We start from the raw sequence: 15,436 nt of genomic DNA on the forward strand, positions 1-15,436 counted from the left end.
GTGCTGACCCTGCCCATCATCGCGTACCGTCGGTGGATAAGCCCGGCGTTGCCGGCCCGCTGTCGGTTCTACCCGTCGTGCAGCGCCTACGCCCTGGAGGCGGTGGCCCGGCACGGCGCGCTCCGGGGAGCCGGCCTGACGGTCCGGCGGCTGGCGCGCTGCCACCCATTTCATCCTGGTGGATACGATCCGGTTCCGGAGCCGGGCGGCCGCCGACCTGCCGACGTGACTGGAGCCTGAGAATTGAGTCTCGACTGGATCTACTACGCGATCTCGTGGATCCTGCTGGCCTGGCACTCGGCCTGGGACGCCATCGGCATCCCGGACACTGCGTTCCTCGGCACCAACTGGGCGTGGATCCTCGCCATCGTCTTCCTGGTGGTCACGGTCCGGGTCATCCTGTTCCCGGTCTTCGTCAAGCAGATCAAGTCGCAGCGGGCGATGCAGGCGCTCCAGCCGCAGGTGAAGGCCCTCCAGGAGAAGCACAAGGGTGACCGGGAGACGCTCCAGAAGGAGATGATGGAGCTCTATCGGAAGGAAAAGGCCAACCCGCTCATGGGCTGCCTTCCGATGTTCCTCCAGATCCCGGTCTTCCTCGGTCTCTTCCACGTCCTGCGCCGCCTCAACCCGGACCCGGCGAAGACCAACAAGGACATCTACGGCTGGACCGTCGACCAGTTCAACAGCGCCTCTGACGCAACTCTGTTCACCGCCCCGATCGCCAGCAAGTTCGGCTCGACCGCGGCGGAGCTGGCGCAGCTCGGCGCCAACGGCACCGTTGTGAAGATCATGGCCGGTGTCCTGGTGCTGGTGATGATGGGCACCACGTACCTCACCAGCCGCCAGATGATCCTCAAGACGGGCTGGGCGGAGGACCCGCAGCAGCGCATGATCCAGCGCCTGATGCTCTACGGCATCCCGCTGTCCCTGCTGGTCTCCGGGGCCATCTTCCCGATCGGTGTGATCATCTACTGGGTCACCAACAACCTGTTCACCCTCGGGCAGCAGCAGTGGGTGCTGCGCAAGTTCCCGCCGCCGGTGACCGCGACCAGTGGCAAGCCGGGCACCTCGGCGCGTAACGGGGCGCAGCCGGCGAAGACCGGTGGGCTGTTCGGCCGGAGCAAGCCGGCTGCCGCGCCGCCGCCCGCGGCCGCGCCGAAGATCGCCGGTCCGAAGCCGGGCGCCAAGCCGGTCAACCCGAAGAAGGGCCGCCCCGCCAAGCGGCAGGGCTAATCGTCCGGGCCGCCGCCGGGAGACCGGCGGCGGCCCGTTGCGCGCCGTGCGGCCGCCTGCGAAGGCCGGCGCCGGAAGCGCGAAGCGCCACGCGTGCCGTGGCGGACGGGCGAAACTGCCCTACAGACGTGCCCGTGGGCACCGGCGACGTCCCGCCGGCCGCGGGGAACCAGCGGACCCGAGGTCCGGCCGAGCGAGTACGGAGATGACACCGTGACCGACACCAGCATCCCCCGCGCCGAACAGCCCCTGGACGACGAGGAGCCGACCGCGGCGGCTCCGGTCGGGGGCGAGCCGGAGGAGACCGACGCCGAAGCGGCGCCGAGCAAGGCCGCCGGCGAGAGCGATCTGTTCCGGCAGAGCGAGATCGCGGCCGACTACGTGGAGGGGCTGCTCGACATCCTCGACTATGACGGCGACATCGACGAACTGGTGTCGGGTGGCCGGCCGGTGGTCGAGGTCGTCGGTGGCCGCCTGCAGAACCTCGTCGGCCAGCGCGGTGCCACCCTCGAAGCACTTCAGGAACTGGCCCGGCTCGCGGTGTTCCGGCAGACCGGTTCGCCGAGCCGCCTGCTGCTCGACGTGGGCGGGTACCGGGCCAACCGGCGCAAGGAACTGGCCGCGGTCGCCCGCAACGCCGTCGAGAAGGTCAAGGAGCACGGCGAGCCGGTGCGACTGGAGCCGATGTCCGCCTTCGAGCGCAAGTGCGTCCACGACGTGGTCAACGCGATCGACGGAGTGGAAAGCGAGTCCGAGGGCGTCGAGCCCAGCCGGCGCATCGTCGTTCGTCCCGTGGACTGACGGGTGACTCGAGACGACGCCAGCGGTGTTGCCGCAACCGGCCCGGGTGGTACGCCGCCCGGGCCGGCGGCTGTCCCGCCTCGGCCCACCACGGCGGTGCTGCCGCCCGAACTTGCCGAGGCGGCGAGCCGGCTCTTCGGCGTACGCCTCGAAGTCGCGGCTGCCTACGGCGAGCTGCTCGCCACCGACGGGGTGGTACGGGGGCTGATCGGCCCACGCGAGGCCCCCCGGATCTGGGATCGTCACCTGCTGAACTGCGCGGCGGTGGCCGAGCTGATCCCACCGGGTGCCTCCGTGCTGGACGTGGGATCGGGTGCCGGGCTGCCCGGTCTGGTGCTTGCCATCGCCCGGCCGGACCTGGCGGTGACACTCATCGAGCCGCTGGCTCGCCGTACCGCCTTCCTCAACGAGACGGTGGAGGCGCTCGGGCTGACCAACTCCGTGCGGGTGTTCCGCGGTAGAGCCGAGGAGGCGGGCGCGGGGTCGGATGTCGGGCCCGGCGACGTGGTCACCGCCCGGGCGGTGGCACCGCTGGACCGGCTGGCGGGCTGGTGTCTGCCCCTCACCGGGATCGGCGGCCGACTACTCGCCCTGAAGGGTGCCTCGGCGGCGGATGAGATCGCCGAGCACGCCGACGCGGTGCATCGTCTCGGTGGTGGTCGACCTGTGTTGCGCCGGTGTGGTGAAGGCGTCGTGGATCCGCCGACCACCGTCGTCGAGATCGTCCGGGAGCGGTCCGTCGGTCCGGCGGCCCGGACGGCGCCCAGGAAGTCGCGGTCGCGTCGACGGTGAGCCGGAGCGCAGGCTCCGGGGCGCTCCCACTCCCGAGCCGCATCGGATGGTCGCGCGGCTGACCTGGGCCCGTAGGCCGCTGACGGCGGTGGAAGTCAACGTTCCGGAGTGGCGTCGATCTTTCGTCGCGCACGCCGCGACCGGCGGGTTACGAACCCGACGTGGACCGGCCGCGCCCGTGCGCCGTAGGCTGGCCGCGCGTCGATAGTGTGGAGCGGGCGGCGATGGATCTCCCTCCGGGGCCCGACCGCTCCCGCCGGGCGGTACCTCTGCGGAGAGCGCGCGAGTGGCCCGGTTGACGGGTGCGGACCGACCATCCGAAGCGGGCAGGGATGACAGGTGCATGACGACGGCAGGTACGACGATCCGCGCGTGACCGGGTCAGCTGGTGACCCCGTTTCACGTGAAACCGAATATCCGAACTGGCGGCCCTCCGAGGTGCCGCAGAGCCCACCGGAGCCTGGTCGGAACGCGCCGACGTCGGGCGTTCCGTGGTCGACCGACGATGGACGCGACGGCATGGACGCCAGTGGCCGTCCGGTCAACGCGTCCCCCGACGCGCGGGTGATTCCGATTCGCCGGAACACCTCCGCCTCCGCTCGGTTCGAGGCGGCAGCGCAACCTCCGGCATCCGGAACGGTGCCGGATCCTCGACCGGCTTCCGACACGCCCGCGCCTGCGGCCGGGTCCTACGCGTCAGCCGCAACCGAGGCCGCGTACGTTTCACGTGAAACCCCGACGCGCGAAGAGGATGATCCACCGTTGGCTATGGAGGCGATGCGCGCCGTGCAGATCCTGAATCCCAGTGGCGAGGTGACCATGCCTCGGCCCGACCGGACCCGGGTCATGTGCGTCGCGAACCAAAAGGGCGGCGTGGGTAAGACCACGACCACGGTCAACCTCGCGGTGGCCCTGGCCTTGCATGGCAACCGGGTGCTCGTGGTCGACCTCGACCCGCAGGGCAACGCCTCGACCGGGCTCAACGTGCCACACCACACCGGCGTGCCGGACGTCTATGACTGCCTGATCAACAGTGTGCCGCTGGAGGACGTGACCCAGGCGGTGGAGGGCATTCCCAACCTCTGGTGCGTGCCGGCCACCATCGATCTCGCCGGTGCCGAGATCGAGCTGGTGTCAGTGGTGGCCCGCGAGTCGCGCCTGGACCGTGCCATCACCGCCTACCCGGGCCACTTCGACTACGTGTTCATCGACTGCCCGCCCTCGCTCGGTCTGCTGACCGTCAACGCGTTGGTGGCCGCGCAGGAGGTGCTCATACCTATCCAGTGTGAGTACTACGCGCTCGAAGGGCTCAACCAGCTCATCAACAACATCAACCTGGTTCGTCAGCACCTCAACCCTCGGCTTGAGGTCTCCACGATCCTGCTCACCATGTACGACCGCCGTACCCGGCTCGCCGACGCGGTCGAGCAGGACGTCCGGAACCACTTCGGCGACAAGGTGCTCCAGGCGGTGATCCCGCGTAACGTGCGGGTCTCCGAGGCACCCAGCTACGGCCAGTCGGTGATGACCTACGATCCCGGTTCACGGGGCGCGACGAGCTACTTCGAGGCCGCCCAGGAGATCGCCGAGCGGGGCGTCAAGGAGCCGGTGAGCCGGAATGCGTAGTGCGGACGAGGCGCTGGGAGGCGTGGCATGAAGAACCGTCCACGGGGCGGTCTGGGGCGGGGCCTGGGGGCGCTCATTCCGACCGGGCCGGCGCCGAACGCCGGCGCCAGCGTCGGCGGGCCCACGCCGGGATCGAGCGGGTCGACGGCCGTTGTCACCCCGGCCGCGATGCCGGTGTCGGCCCCGACGATCGACCCTGAGGCGACCCTGAGCCCGGTGCCTGGTGCGCGCTTCGCGGAGATCCCGGTCGACTCGATCGTGCCCAACCCGAAGCAGCCTCGCCAGGTCTTCGATGAGGAGGCCCTGGAGGAACTGAAGACCTCCATCCAGGAGGTCGGCTTTCTTCAGCCGATCGTGGTGCGGCAACTCGACGGTGAGAAATTCGAGCTTGTCATGGGCGAGCGCCGGTGGCGAGCCGCCCAGGCGGTCGGTCGGGAGAACATCCCGGCGATCGTGCGAGACACCCGAGACGACGCCATGCTGCGGGACGCGCTGCTGGAGAACATCCACCGGGCGAACCTGAACCCGCTGGAAGAGGCGGCCGCCTATCAGCAGTTGCTGGAGGAGTTCGGGGCCACCCACGAGGAACTCGCCCGACGCATCGGTCGCAGCCGGCCGCAGATCTCGAACACCATCCGGCTGATGAACCTGCCGGCACCGGTACAGCGGCGCGTGGCCGCCGGTGTCCTCTCCGCCGGGCACGCCCGGGCGCTGCTCAGCCTGGAGGATCCGGAGACCCAGGAGCAGCTGGCGTTGAGGATCGTCGCCGAGGGACTGTCGGTCCGTGCGACCGAGGAGATCGTCGCGCTCGCCCTCAACGACGGACCGAGCAAGAAGGATTCGGCGAAGCGTCGACCGAAGCCACACGCACCGGCTCTGACCGATCTCGCCGACCGCCTCTCCGACCGGTTCGACACCCGGGTGAAGGTCGACATCGGGCGCAGCAAGGGCAAGATCACGATTGAGTTCGCGACCGTCGACGACCTGGAGCGGATCGTTGGCATCATCGGAGTAGAGCGCGAAGAACCGGAAGACTGATCTAGGGAACCGACCAGGCCGCCTCGCCCCAATGCGACGAGGCGGCCTTGTCGTCGTCTGGGTAGCCGCAGCGGGCGCCCGGGGCGAGCGGCTCATCCGAACCGGACCGGCACCCGCAGAATCGGTGCAACCGCACGCACCGAACAGCCGGGTTTCGCGCCGGTGGCGGGTGCCGGTGCCGCTGCTTCCGTTCGCCCGCTTCCGCTTGCTGCCGCTGTCTTCCGCTTCCCCTTCCGCTGCGGGGGCGGCCTTCCGTGGTCCGGCTTGCGCTGCGGAGGACGAGAGCCTCAGCCCGTCCGCCGTCATCTTCACGCGCGTGAACCTCGCAAGCCTATGGACAGTGCGACCCGTGCCGGCTCCGACAGGGGCGTACCGCATCGGCCGCTCGTTCAGTGGCCGCGAGCCAACACTTCTTTGTCCGGTCGGCTGCACACCGCAGTGACATGCCCCGAGGCTGCCGCCACGAGCAGTCTTCGCGCACACACGAGGACGGCGCCGGGGGGCGGTCCCTGAGGACGGCACCTGGGGCGGTCCCACTTGGACTGCCGTGCAGACGCCGAGGGGGCGCCCTGCCTAACGCAGGGGACTCGCGACTTGCGGCATGTCGGGCCCTCGCACCGGAGCTATCGCGCGACATACCGCAAGCCGTGACTGACCGCCGAGTTTGGCACCGAACGGAGGTGGTCGCGGCGGGCCGTCGGGATCGGCTGGCGTGGGCAGTGGAACGCCGACTCGCCACGCCGGACCCGCCACGCCGGACCCGCCACGCCGGACCCGCCACGCCGGACCCGCCACGCCGGAACCACCACGCCGGACCGGCCTGCTACCGGGCGGGCTGTCGGTCTCAGCCGGATGTCGGATCGGATGGCCGTCTGAGCGCGCCGGACGGTCGCCATCTGGTTCGGCTCGCAACGGGTCGGGCAGACCCGGCCGGACGTGTGGCGGCGGTTTGGGACAGGGCTGGGGCTAGGTGAGCCGCGTCCGGCAGGGGGCGAGTCAGGCGGGCAAGCGTGGCCAGACGCGAGCCAGCCCATTCGGATACCCGCTTTATACGGACGCCAGCCCGACCGCCCGGACACAAACCCGCGCCTCGCTCGACCCGAAACCCACCCGGACGCCTGACCGGACGCTCGACCGGACGACCGGACGCCAACCTGCCCGCCCGACCCGACGGCCCGCCCGGATGACCGCCCGACCGGACGCCAGCCGGATGAACGCCCGGGCGGACGCCAACCCGCCTGCCGTACGCCCGGACGCCCGGACGCCAACCCGCCTGACCGTACGCCCGGACGTCCGGACGCCAACCCGCCTGACCGCCTGACCGGACGCCCGGACCTCGGACGGACACGGACAGGGGCCACACGGACGCCGGCCCAAGGACAGACCGTCAGGGCAGCTAATCGTCGGCCAGGTGGACAGGGCGCGGTCCTGTCAGGGACGGACCTGGACGGGGAGCGACCCAGACGCGCACCACCCAGACGGGCGGGCGGCCTAGACGGGCTGAAGCCAGAGTCGGACATGACCCAGAGGGGCGAGCAGCCCGCACGGGCGGACACGGACCAGACGAGCGGGCCGGATAGACGGGCTGGGCCGGATGGACGGGCGGGGCCGGACAGGGGAGATGTTTCACGTGAAACACCACGGGTGTGGAGGGCCGCCGATGACCTCCACTTCTAATTCGGCGGGACTGTCGCCCGCGTCCGTCGCTGTCGTACAGATCGGCGGCGGACGCGGGCTCAGACGGTGGGTGGGTTTTGTCGGCGGCGGTGAACGAGAAGCCAGGAGCATGCTGAGGGCCGATTGATCAAGGAGCGGCACGTTCCACCACCGGACTCGAAGTGGCATCCCCTCCGTCCTCTGCTCGTCGGGCGGCCCGGCGGTTGCACCGTCGGGCGGTGAGGGACCTGGGTGAGGAGCGCGTCGCTCGACGGCAGCGGAACGCCTCTCGGGGGCTACCCGGTCGGCGAGGCGACGAGGGTGAGTCGGGCTGGATCGGGCCGGCGGCTCCGGTCGTCCGCCGTGCCGTCGTTTCACGTGAAACGACGGCGTTGGGCGCGGGGCGTTGGGCGTCGCGCCGATAGCCGACCGCCTGCCCGGCGAGGCGGCTCGTCCGCTGATGTTATCCACACCAGTTGTCCACAGGCCCGCACCGTTTCACGTGAAACATGGACCGAAACCCCTTGTCGAACCGCGACAGCAGTACGGATCCCGCACCCCCGCAGCCTGTGGATAACTCTGGGGAGAACCATGCTGGTGTTCCCTGTCTCGCCATTCGAGCGCTGCGGAGAGTCGAAGACGATTCGGGTAGGGACAGTGGTCTCGGACTCGGTTAGGGTCAGCGTCGTGCACGACACCCCTCCCTCAATCCCGGACTTCACCCAGTGGCCGTCCTTCCCCTTCGAGGGCGATCTCCGGGTCAAGCAACTCGCCGATCCGGTCCCTGTCGAGCCACCCCGCAAGGGTGAGGCTCACCGAGAATGCACTGCCTGCCTAGCGCCCGACGAGGCCTACATCTGGGTTGGTGAACGATGGCGCGTGCGAGCCATGGACCGGCCGACCGGCCTGCCCATGGTCCTCATCCTGGAGTCACGGTCGCACCTCGATCTCGGCGACCTGCCGAATCTGCTCGCCGCCGAGTTGGGCGTGATGACGGTACGGCTCGAAAGGGCCATCCGGTCGCTGGACGGAGTGGCTCGAGTGCACGTCAACCGTTGGGGCGACGGGTCCGCCCATCTCCACATGTGGTTCCTTGCCCGGCCGTACGGTCGGCTCCAGCTCCGCGGCACCTTCCTGTCGCTCTGGGACTCGATCCTGCCGCCGATCTCGGAGGAGCAGTGGCGGGAGAACCTCGCCCTCGTTGCGGCCTGGCTGGCTGAGTTCGGTGGACGGCCACTCGCCGAACCACCCCGCATCCAGTGGCAGGCGCCGTCCAGCTTGGCCGCGCAGTCGGCCTTGCCTACCGAGACGAAGCCGGCAGAAGGAGGGTCGCTGCTGGACGCCATCGGTGAGACGGCTGAGCCACCGGACGCTCCAGGCGCCACTGTCGGCTCGGAGTCGCCAGAGGCGGGGACCTCGATGCCGGCGAGCGGCCCGGTGCCGGAGGAGGCGATCGACGCGGCACCGCAGCGACAGACGGCAACGGACGTGGCCGAGGTGGCTGGACCTGAGCCGACGAGGCAGCCGGTTCCCGGGGCAGTAGAAGCGGAGCCGCAAACCGGGACCGTCGACAACCTTCCGCATGCCGAGGCCACCGGCACCGCCGAGACCGGCGGAACCGCCGGCGGTGCGCGGAAGGCGGAAGCAGCAGAGACCGAGCAGGCGCAAGCGGAGACCTCTGACGCCGGCCGGACGACGCCGTCCGGCGAACCGAGGCCTGGGAGCGGTCAGCAGTAGGACTGGCGGGGCTGGGGCACACCTCCTGGCATGCCGGCCGGTGGAGTCGGCGATGCGTACACCGGATGGCTTCCTTCGTCGCCCTGCCGTCTTCGGTGAGGACCAGCCCCCTGCTGCCGACCGCGCCGACCGCCCTGACCGGCAGACCGCCGACCGCTCTGACCGCGCAGACCGCGCAGACCGCGCAGACCGCGCCGAGCGTCGGCTTCAGCCCGCCCGCCCACCGATCCCCGAGTAGGGCGATCGGTGGGCCGGGGTCTGAACGCGACCGCGATCAGTCAGAGATCCGGCGGCCCGGTCGGTGTGGCGCCGAATTGATCATCGCCCGCTTCTGCGCAGAGGGTCAGCGGGTACCGGTGGACGTTGTGCCGGCTGGCGAGATCAGCGGGCCGCGGCGCGGGCGACCAGGTTGCCGATCACGCCTCCGAAGTCGAGACCGGCGGCCTGTACCGCGAGCGGCAGCAGCGACGTCTCGGTCATGCCCGGAGAGACGTTGACCTCTAGCACGTGCGGCTGACCGGTCGAGTCGACGATCAGATCGACCCGGCTGAGGTCGCGCAGGCCGAGGGCGGTGTGGGCGGCCAGGGCGACCTGGGCCACCGATTCGGCGACGGTGGGTTCCAGGCGGGCCGGGGTGTGCCAGGTGGTCCGGCCCGCGGTGTAGCGGGCGGCGTAGTCGTACACCCCGTTGCGGGGCACGATCTCCACCGCCGGTAGGGCCTGCGGACCGTCTCCCAGGTCGACCACGGAGACCGCCACGTCCATGCCCGGAACGTACTGTTCGACGAGCGCCGTCGAGTCGTACGCGAAACAACCCACCATGGCGGCCGGCAGCGACGCCGCGTCCCGGACCACGGCGGCGCCCAGGCCGGAACCACCCTGGGCCGGCTTCACCATGAGCGGTAGCCCCAACCGGTCGACGATGCGGTCCAGCACGGCCACCGCGCCGAGTTCGCTGAACCGGTCGTGTGGCAGGGCGACCCAGTCGGGGGTGGCGATGCCGGCCTCCCGCAGCACTGCCTTCGCCGACGGCTTGTCCCAGGCGAGGCGGGAAGCCCGAGCGTCACATCCGACGTACGGCACGCCGCACAGGTCCAGAACGCCGCGCAGCGACCCGTCCTCGCCGGTGGCGCCGTGCAGGGCGATCACCACGGCGTCGGGTGGGTCCGCGGTCAGGGCCGGCAGCAGGGCGACGTCGGCGTCGCGAAGCTCGGCCTGCATTCCGACGGCGCGCAGCGCGTCGAGTACCCGGCGGCCCGAGCGCAGCGACACGTCACGCTCGTACGACAGACCACCGGCGAGCACGAGCACGTGGAGATCGGTGGTCTCGGGGCCCGACACGGCGGGTTCTTCGGCAGCGGTGACACCCATGCCGGGCATCATGCCAAGTCTGGTCCTGGCGCGTCCCAGCCGGTCCGGCCTCGCCGGGTACCGGGCCCGCCGACAGCGCCGAACACCCGCCGCATGGCGATGTCCTGTTCCATCACGCTGGCCAACCGGCGCACCCCCTCCCTGATCCGCTCCGGCGGCGGGAACGAGAAGTTGAGCCGCATGTGACCGTTGCCGCTGCCGTCGGCGTAGAAGCCGGTGCCGGGCACGTACGCCACCCGCGCGGCGATGGCCCGGGGCATCATGGCCTTCGAGTCCAGTCCGTCGGGCAGCGTGGCCCAGACGAACAGCCCGCCGCCGGGCACCGTCCAGCGGGTGTCGGCCGGCATCAGGTCCTCCAGTGCGGTGAGCATCGCGTCCCGCCGCTCCCGGTAGACCTCCCGGTAGACCTTCAGCTGCTCACGCCAGGGCATGGTGCCGAGGTAGGTGCTGACGGCGGCCTGCGCGTACGCGCTGGGGCAGAGGATCTGTGCCTCACTGGCGATCACCAGCTTGTCGCGTACCGCGTGTGGCGCGAGGATCCAGCCGACCCGCAGCCCTGGCGCGAAGGTCTTGGAGAAGGTGCTGAGATAGAAGACACCGTCCCGACGCCGCGCCCGCAGTGGCGCGGGCGCCTCGCTCTCGAAGCCCAACTGGCCGTACGGGTCGTCCTCGACCACCAGCAGCCCGGCGCGCTCGCAGATGTCGAGGACCTGTTCGCGCCGCTGCTCGGTGAGCGTCACGCCGGTCGGGTTCTGGAAGGTGGGGATGGTGTAGAGGAATTTGACCCGGCGTCCGGCCCGGGCCTGCTCTGCGATGGCGAGCTCCAGCGCCGCCGGGATCAGCCCGTCGTCGTCCATAGGCACGTGTACGACCTGCGCCTGGGCGGCCTGGAACACCCCGAGTGCACCGACGTAGGTCGGCCCCTCGGCGAGCACCACGTCACCCGGGTCCAGGAAGAGGCGGGCCACCAGGTCGAGCGCCTGCTGCCCACCGACTGTCACCACCACGTCCTCCGGGGAGGCCCCACAGGCCGCGTCGATGCCGGAGAGCGCCATCACCTCGCAGATTCGCTCCCGCAACTCCAGGGTGCCCTGACCGATGCCGTACTGCAGGGTCGTGCTGCCATGCTCGGCACCGAGCCGGCCAAGCATCTCGCCGACCGCGTCCAGCGGCAGCGCGGCAATGTACGGCGCGCCACCGGCGAGGGAGACGACCTCCGGTCGACTGGCCACCGCGAACAGAGCCCTGATCTCCGAGGCGGTCATTCCCCGGACCCGCCGGGCGTACCGGTCGGTGTAGTCGTCGAGTGTCGTGCCGGTCATCACATCACCCCGATGGCTGCTCGGACGGCTCCGGTCCCGGATACCCCGGACAACGGCGACCATGGCGGTACGGCGCGCCGAGTGTCGATCCTAGCCGCCGTACGTCGTCCGACGCTCCCTCGATTATTCGGGCGTCCACATGCCGGACCGGCGGCCCACGCCCCTGAGGTGGACGTTCACGCTTAGTCTCCCCTGTCGGCGATCGGCGGCGTACGATCGCTCGTCGGGGGCAGGAACACGGCGGTGCCGTCCGGGCCGCTGCGGCGGCGGTGCCGCCCTGGCCGGTCCCACCTCCGAGCCTAGTGTGGGGAAGCGCCAATGTCGCGACGTCTGGTCAGCCTGACCCTGGACACCCTGGAGGACCTGCCCCGTCCCTGCCGGCAGTGCGTCTACTGGGAGCTTGATCCGGTTTCCGCGGACCGCGCCTGCGCTGCTGGCGACCCTGGGCTGGAGAAGGAGGCGTGGGTCTCGCAGACCCTGCTGGAATGGGGTTCCTGCGGCAAGCTGATCTACGTCGACGGCATGCCGGCCGGCTTCGTCATGTACGCCCCGCCGGCCTACGTTCCCCGCTCGATGGCCTTTCCGACCTCCCCGGTCTCCGCCGACGCGGCGCTGCTGATGACCGCGAACGTGGTGCCCGCGTTCTCCGGCGGCGGCCTCGGCCGGATGCTGGTACAGGGCGTGGCCCGCGATCTGACCAAGCGCGGGATCAAGGCGATCGAGGCGTTCGGCGACGCGAAGTTCGGTGACTCCGCCGATCCGGGCGGAGCGTGCGTGGCACCCGCCGACTTCTTCCTCTCGGTGGGCTTCAAGACGGTTCGACCGCATCCACGGTTTCCGCGACTGCGGCTGGAACTGCGGACGGCGTTGAGCTGGAAGTCCGACGTCGAGTACGCGCTGGAGAAGCTGCTCGGCTCGATGAGCCCGGAGTCGCTGCTACGTCCGGTCCGACCGACGCCGGCCACCCGTTCCACGGCCGGCTGACCGCGCCCGACGCCTGACCGGTCGACGTCGAACCGACGCGAGGAGCGGCCTTGGCGGGCGGACGGCTCAGTCCACCACGGTGCCGGCGGCGACCGCCGCCCGCAGTTCGCTGACGTCGATCGAGCCGGTCGGGACGTCGCGTTCGATCGGCAGGTACATCCGCTGCACCGCGGCCACCATCGCCTCCACCAGCTTGTCCCGGAACCGGGGACCGATCAGCCGTTCCCGGTCGGTCGGTGAGGTGAGGTAGCCGACCTCGACGCGGACCGCCGGCATCCGGGTGATCCGGAGCAGGTCCCACGCCTTGGCATGGGTGTGGCAGTCCCGCAGCCCGGTACGCGCCACGATCTCCCGCTGGACCAGCCCGGCCAGGCGTTCGCCGGTCGCCGAGGTCACCCCGTTGTCGGTGCCGTAGTGGTACGTGGCGACGCCCTCGGCCATCGGGTTGGCGTGGCCGTCCGTGTGCAGCGAGATGAACACGTCGGCGCCGAGCGAGTTGGCCAGTTGCGCCCGGTCGATGTCGGGCAGGCAGGTCTCCGGCGACGGTCCTCGGGTGAGTTGCACCCGTACCCCGGACGCGGCGAGGCGCCCCTCCAGCCGGCTGGCCAGATCGTGCATCAGATCCGCCTCGGTCCAACGCAGCGGGCCGTCCGCCACCACGACGCCCGGGTCGGTCCCGCCGTGGCCCGGGTCGATCACCACGGTCCGGCCGACCAGGGTCGGGCCGGACTGTCGGATGGCGTCGGACTCGCGCAACCACTGCGGCCGGCCGCCGACCACCTTGCGGCCGAGCCGGCGCAGGGCACCCATGGTGTGTGGGCCGCAGGTGCCGTCGGGGACCAGTCCCACCTCACGCTGGAACTGCGCCACCGCCCGGGACGTGCGGAGGCCGTAGATGGCGTCCGCCCGGCCGGTGTCGTATCCCATCTCCAGCAGCCGTTCCTGTAGCGACCGGACATCCTCGCCGGTGAGCGGGACCGGCACCGCGTGGTAGAGGGTGCGGGCGCCCAGCCGCCAACGGGCGGCGTCGAGGGCCCGCCAGGTCTCGGCACCGACCCGCCCGTCGACGCTGAGTCCCCGCGACTGCTGGAACGCTCGGACCGCCCGTTCGGTCGCCGGGTCGAACTCGTCGCTGTGTGGACCGGCCGCCTTCGACAGCAGGTCGAGGCCGGTCAACACCGCACGGATCTCGGTCACTGCGGGTCCCCGGTCACCGGGACGGATCGGACGCACGCACGACCCCCTCTGCACGGTCGGTGGCTGCCGGGCCCCGCCGACGACGGGTGGGTGTCGTTGGCGGGGACCAGGTGCTCACCGGCGTCCGGCGGCCCCGGGTTCGAGGTTATGCGCTAGGCGATCCGCTGGGGTGGTGGGCGGCGAAAAACGCGTCGACCCCGTGCCGGTGGGCCCGGCACGGGGTCGACGGCGACGTCGTCGCTGGGGGTCAGAGCGCCGATTCGATCAGCTTGACCAGTTCGCCCTTGGGCTTGGCGCCGGCGATCGACTGAACCGGCTCACCGTTCTTGAACACGGTGAGGGTCGGCACCGACATCACGCGGTACGTCCGGGCGGTCTCCGGGTTCTCGTCGATGTTGAGCTTGACGATGCTGACCTGGTCGCCCATCTCGCCGGCGATCTCCTCCAGCAGCGGCGACACCTTGCGGCACGGCCCGCACCACTCGGCCCAGAAATCCACCAGGACCGGCTTGTCGGACTTCAGCACGTCTGCGGCGAAGCTCGCGTCGGTGACCGACTTGGTTGCTCCCACTGTTGACCCCTCCTCCTCCGTTGTGTCTGGTTCAGCCCTTGGGCAGCGTGGCGATGAAGCGTTCCGCGTCCAGAGCGGCCGCGCAGCCGGTCCCGGCTGCGGTGATCGCCTGCCGGTACGTGTGGTCGACCAGGTCACCGGCGGCGAAGACACCGGGGATGCTGGTCCGGGTGCTGGGGGCCTGCACCTTCACGTACCCCTCGTCGTCCATCTCCACCTGCCCGCGGAACAGTTCGCTGCGTGGGTCGTGGCCGATCGCCACGAACACGCCGGTGACGTCGAGCACCTTGGCCTCGCCGGTGTGGACGTTGCGCACCCGTACGCCGGAGACCTTGCCGTCCGCGCCGAGCACCTCCTCCACCACGGTGTTCCACTCGACCTTGATCTTGTCGTTGCCCAGCGCCCGCTCGGCCATGATCTTGCTTGCCCGGAACGAGTCGCGGCGGTGCAGGATCGTCACCGAGTCGGCGAAGCGGGTCAGGAAGCTGGCCTCCTCCATCGCCGAGTCGCCGCCACCGACGACCACGATGTGCTGGTTGCGGAAGAAGAAGCCGTCACAGGTGGCGCAGGAGGAGACACCGTGGCCGAGGTACTCCTGCTCGCCGGGTACGCCGAGCGGGCGCCAGGCGGAACCCGTGGCGAGGATCACGGCCCGGGCGGGGTACGCGGTCTCCCCGACCCAGACGGTGCTCAGCGCACCGGGGTGACCGGTGTCGGTCAGCTCGACCCGGGTGACGTCGTCGGTCAGGAATTCGGCACCGAACCGCTCGGCCTGCTTGCGCATGTTGTCCATCAGCTCGGGGCCGAGAATGCCGTCGGCGAAACCGGGGAAGTTCTCCACCTCGGTGGTGGTCATCAACGCGCCACCGGACTGCACACCCTCAATCACCAGTGGCCTGAGGTTGGCGCGCGCCGCGTAGACCGCCGCCGTGTAGCCGGCCGGCCCGGAGCCGATGATGACCAGGTTGCGGACCTCGTCCACTGCCGTCTCCCAATCGTGTTGACTGTCGTCACCGGCGTACGGGCCGATGCCGATCCGAGTGCCGACGCGGCGGCAACTGATGTGCAGAACGTCATCGTACGAAGCGGGAATTCCCGAGCCGATCAC

Annotated in this window: 14 protein-coding genes; 9 read left to right on the plus strand and 5 right to left on the minus strand. The window is 70.5% G+C overall.

Going from position 1 to position 15,436, the window contains the following annotated elements:
• The 8 genes from yidD to ACFY2A_RS02505 all read left to right on the plus strand — a co-directional run bounded on the left by yidD (position 1) and on the right by ACFY2A_RS02505 (position 8,883).
• Positions 1 to 240, plus strand: a complete 240-nt coding sequence (yidD, locus tag ACFY2A_RS02470) for a membrane protein insertion efficiency factor YidD (protein WP_363921529.1) — start codon at positions 1 to 3, stop codon at positions 238 to 240.
• A 3-nt stretch (positions 241 to 243) separates the two neighbouring features.
• Complete coding sequence (yidC, locus tag ACFY2A_RS02475) at positions 244 to 1,233, plus strand: membrane protein insertase YidC (protein ID WP_363921058.1); 990 nt, start codon at positions 244 to 246, stop codon at positions 1,231 to 1,233.
• A gap of 213 nt (positions 1,234 to 1,446) precedes the next feature.
• On the plus strand, positions 1,447 to 2,034 hold the full coding sequence (locus ACFY2A_RS02480) for a R3H domain-containing nucleic acid-binding protein (RefSeq protein ID WP_363921056.1): 588 nt from the start codon (positions 1,447 to 1,449) through the stop codon (positions 2,032 to 2,034).
• Positions 2,035 to 2,037: 3 nt separating this feature from the next.
• Positions 2,038 to 2,826, plus strand: coding sequence for a 16S rRNA (guanine(527)-N(7))-methyltransferase RsmG (gene rsmG, locus ACFY2A_RS02485; RefSeq protein WP_387167383.1), 789 nt, complete (start codon positions 2,038 to 2,040; stop codon positions 2,824 to 2,826).
• A gap of 339 nt (positions 2,827 to 3,165) precedes the next feature.
• Positions 3,166 to 4,452 carry an AAA family ATPase gene (locus ACFY2A_RS02490; RefSeq protein ID WP_387167385.1) on the plus strand — a complete coding sequence of 429 codons (1,287 nt, stop codon included), beginning with the start codon at positions 3,166 to 3,168 and terminating at the stop codon, positions 4,450 to 4,452.
• 27 nt (positions 4,453 to 4,479) lie between these two features.
• The gene (locus ACFY2A_RS02495) at positions 4,480 to 5,490 is read left to right on the plus strand and encodes a ParB/RepB/Spo0J family partition protein (protein ID WP_387167387.1); all 1,011 of its coding nucleotides are present in this window, start codon (positions 4,480 to 4,482) and stop codon (positions 5,488 to 5,490) included.
• Between the two features lie 1,183 nt (positions 5,491 to 6,673).
• Positions 6,674 to 6,811, plus strand: coding sequence for a hypothetical protein (locus ACFY2A_RS02500; RefSeq protein WP_387167389.1), 138 nt, complete (start codon positions 6,674 to 6,676; stop codon positions 6,809 to 6,811).
• Between the two features lie 1,043 nt (positions 6,812 to 7,854).
• Positions 7,855 to 8,883, plus strand: a complete 1,029-nt coding sequence (locus ACFY2A_RS02505; RefSeq protein ID WP_387167542.1) for a hypothetical protein — start codon at positions 7,855 to 7,857, stop codon at positions 8,881 to 8,883.
• Between the two features lie 381 nt (positions 8,884 to 9,264).
• On the opposite strand, the gene ACFY2A_RS02510 is transcribed toward ACFY2A_RS02505, so the two are convergent.
• Positions 9,265 to 10,254, minus strand: coding sequence for a D-alanine--D-alanine ligase (locus ACFY2A_RS02510; RefSeq protein ID WP_363921048.1), 990 nt, complete (start codon positions 10,252 to 10,254; stop codon positions 9,265 to 9,267).
• 8 nt (positions 10,255 to 10,262) lie between these two features.
• Complete coding sequence (locus ACFY2A_RS02515) at positions 10,263 to 11,576, minus strand: PLP-dependent aminotransferase family protein (RefSeq protein ID WP_363921046.1); 1,314 nt, start codon at positions 11,574 to 11,576, stop codon at positions 10,263 to 10,265.
• Positions 11,577 to 11,894: 318 nt separating this feature from the next.
• Between ACFY2A_RS02515 and ACFY2A_RS02520 the strand changes: the two genes are divergently transcribed.
• Positions 11,895 to 12,560, plus strand: a complete 666-nt coding sequence (locus ACFY2A_RS02520; protein ID WP_099848413.1) for a GNAT family N-acetyltransferase — start codon at positions 11,895 to 11,897, stop codon at positions 12,558 to 12,560.
• A gap of 66 nt (positions 12,561 to 12,626) precedes the next feature.
• Here ACFY2A_RS02520 and ACFY2A_RS02525 read toward each other — a convergent pair whose 3' ends face one another.
• The 3 genes from ACFY2A_RS02525 to trxB all read right to left on the minus strand — a co-directional run bounded on the left by ACFY2A_RS02525 (position 12,627) and on the right by trxB (position 15,310).
• Positions 12,627 to 13,793: an N-acetylmuramoyl-L-alanine amidase gene (locus tag ACFY2A_RS02525; RefSeq protein WP_387167393.1), complete on the minus strand. Its 1,167-nt coding sequence runs from the start codon at positions 13,791 to 13,793 to the stop codon at positions 12,627 to 12,629.
• A gap of 211 nt (positions 13,794 to 14,004) precedes the next feature.
• Positions 14,005 to 14,328, minus strand: a complete 324-nt coding sequence (trxA, locus tag ACFY2A_RS02530) for a thioredoxin (protein ID WP_164448776.1) — start codon at positions 14,326 to 14,328, stop codon at positions 14,005 to 14,007.
• A gap of 31 nt (positions 14,329 to 14,359) precedes the next feature.
• Positions 14,360 to 15,310, minus strand: coding sequence for a thioredoxin-disulfide reductase (gene trxB, locus ACFY2A_RS02535; protein ID WP_363921041.1), 951 nt, complete (start codon positions 15,308 to 15,310; stop codon positions 14,360 to 14,362).
• Positions 15,311 to 15,436 lie beyond the last annotated feature (126 nt).

The organism is Micromonospora sp. NPDC000442 (genome assembly GCF_042898635.1).
Classification (GTDB): domain Bacteria; phylum Actinomycetota; class Actinomycetes; order Mycobacteriales; family Micromonosporaceae; genus Micromonospora.

Excerpts from the sequence above, each read along its gene's own strand:
- ACFY2A_RS02520 (WP_099848413.1), top strand. The coding sequence starts at position 11,895 with ATGTCGCGACGTCTGGTCAGCCTGACCCTGGACACCCTGGAGGACCTG.
- ACFY2A_RS02515 (WP_363921046.1), bottom strand. The coding sequence starts at position 11,576 with ATGACCGGCACGACACTCGACGACTACACCGACCGGTACGCCCGGCGG.
- ACFY2A_RS02510 (WP_363921048.1), bottom strand. The coding sequence starts at position 10,254 with ATGGGTGTCACCGCTGCCGAAGAACCCGCCGTGTCGGGCCCCGAGACC.
- ACFY2A_RS02495 (WP_387167387.1), top strand. The coding sequence starts at position 4,480 with ATGAAGAACCGTCCACGGGGCGGTCTGGGGCGGGGCCTGGGGGCGCTC.
- ACFY2A_RS02500 (WP_387167389.1), top strand. The coding sequence starts at position 6,674 with ATGACCGCCCGACCGGACGCCAGCCGGATGAACGCCCGGGCGGACGCC.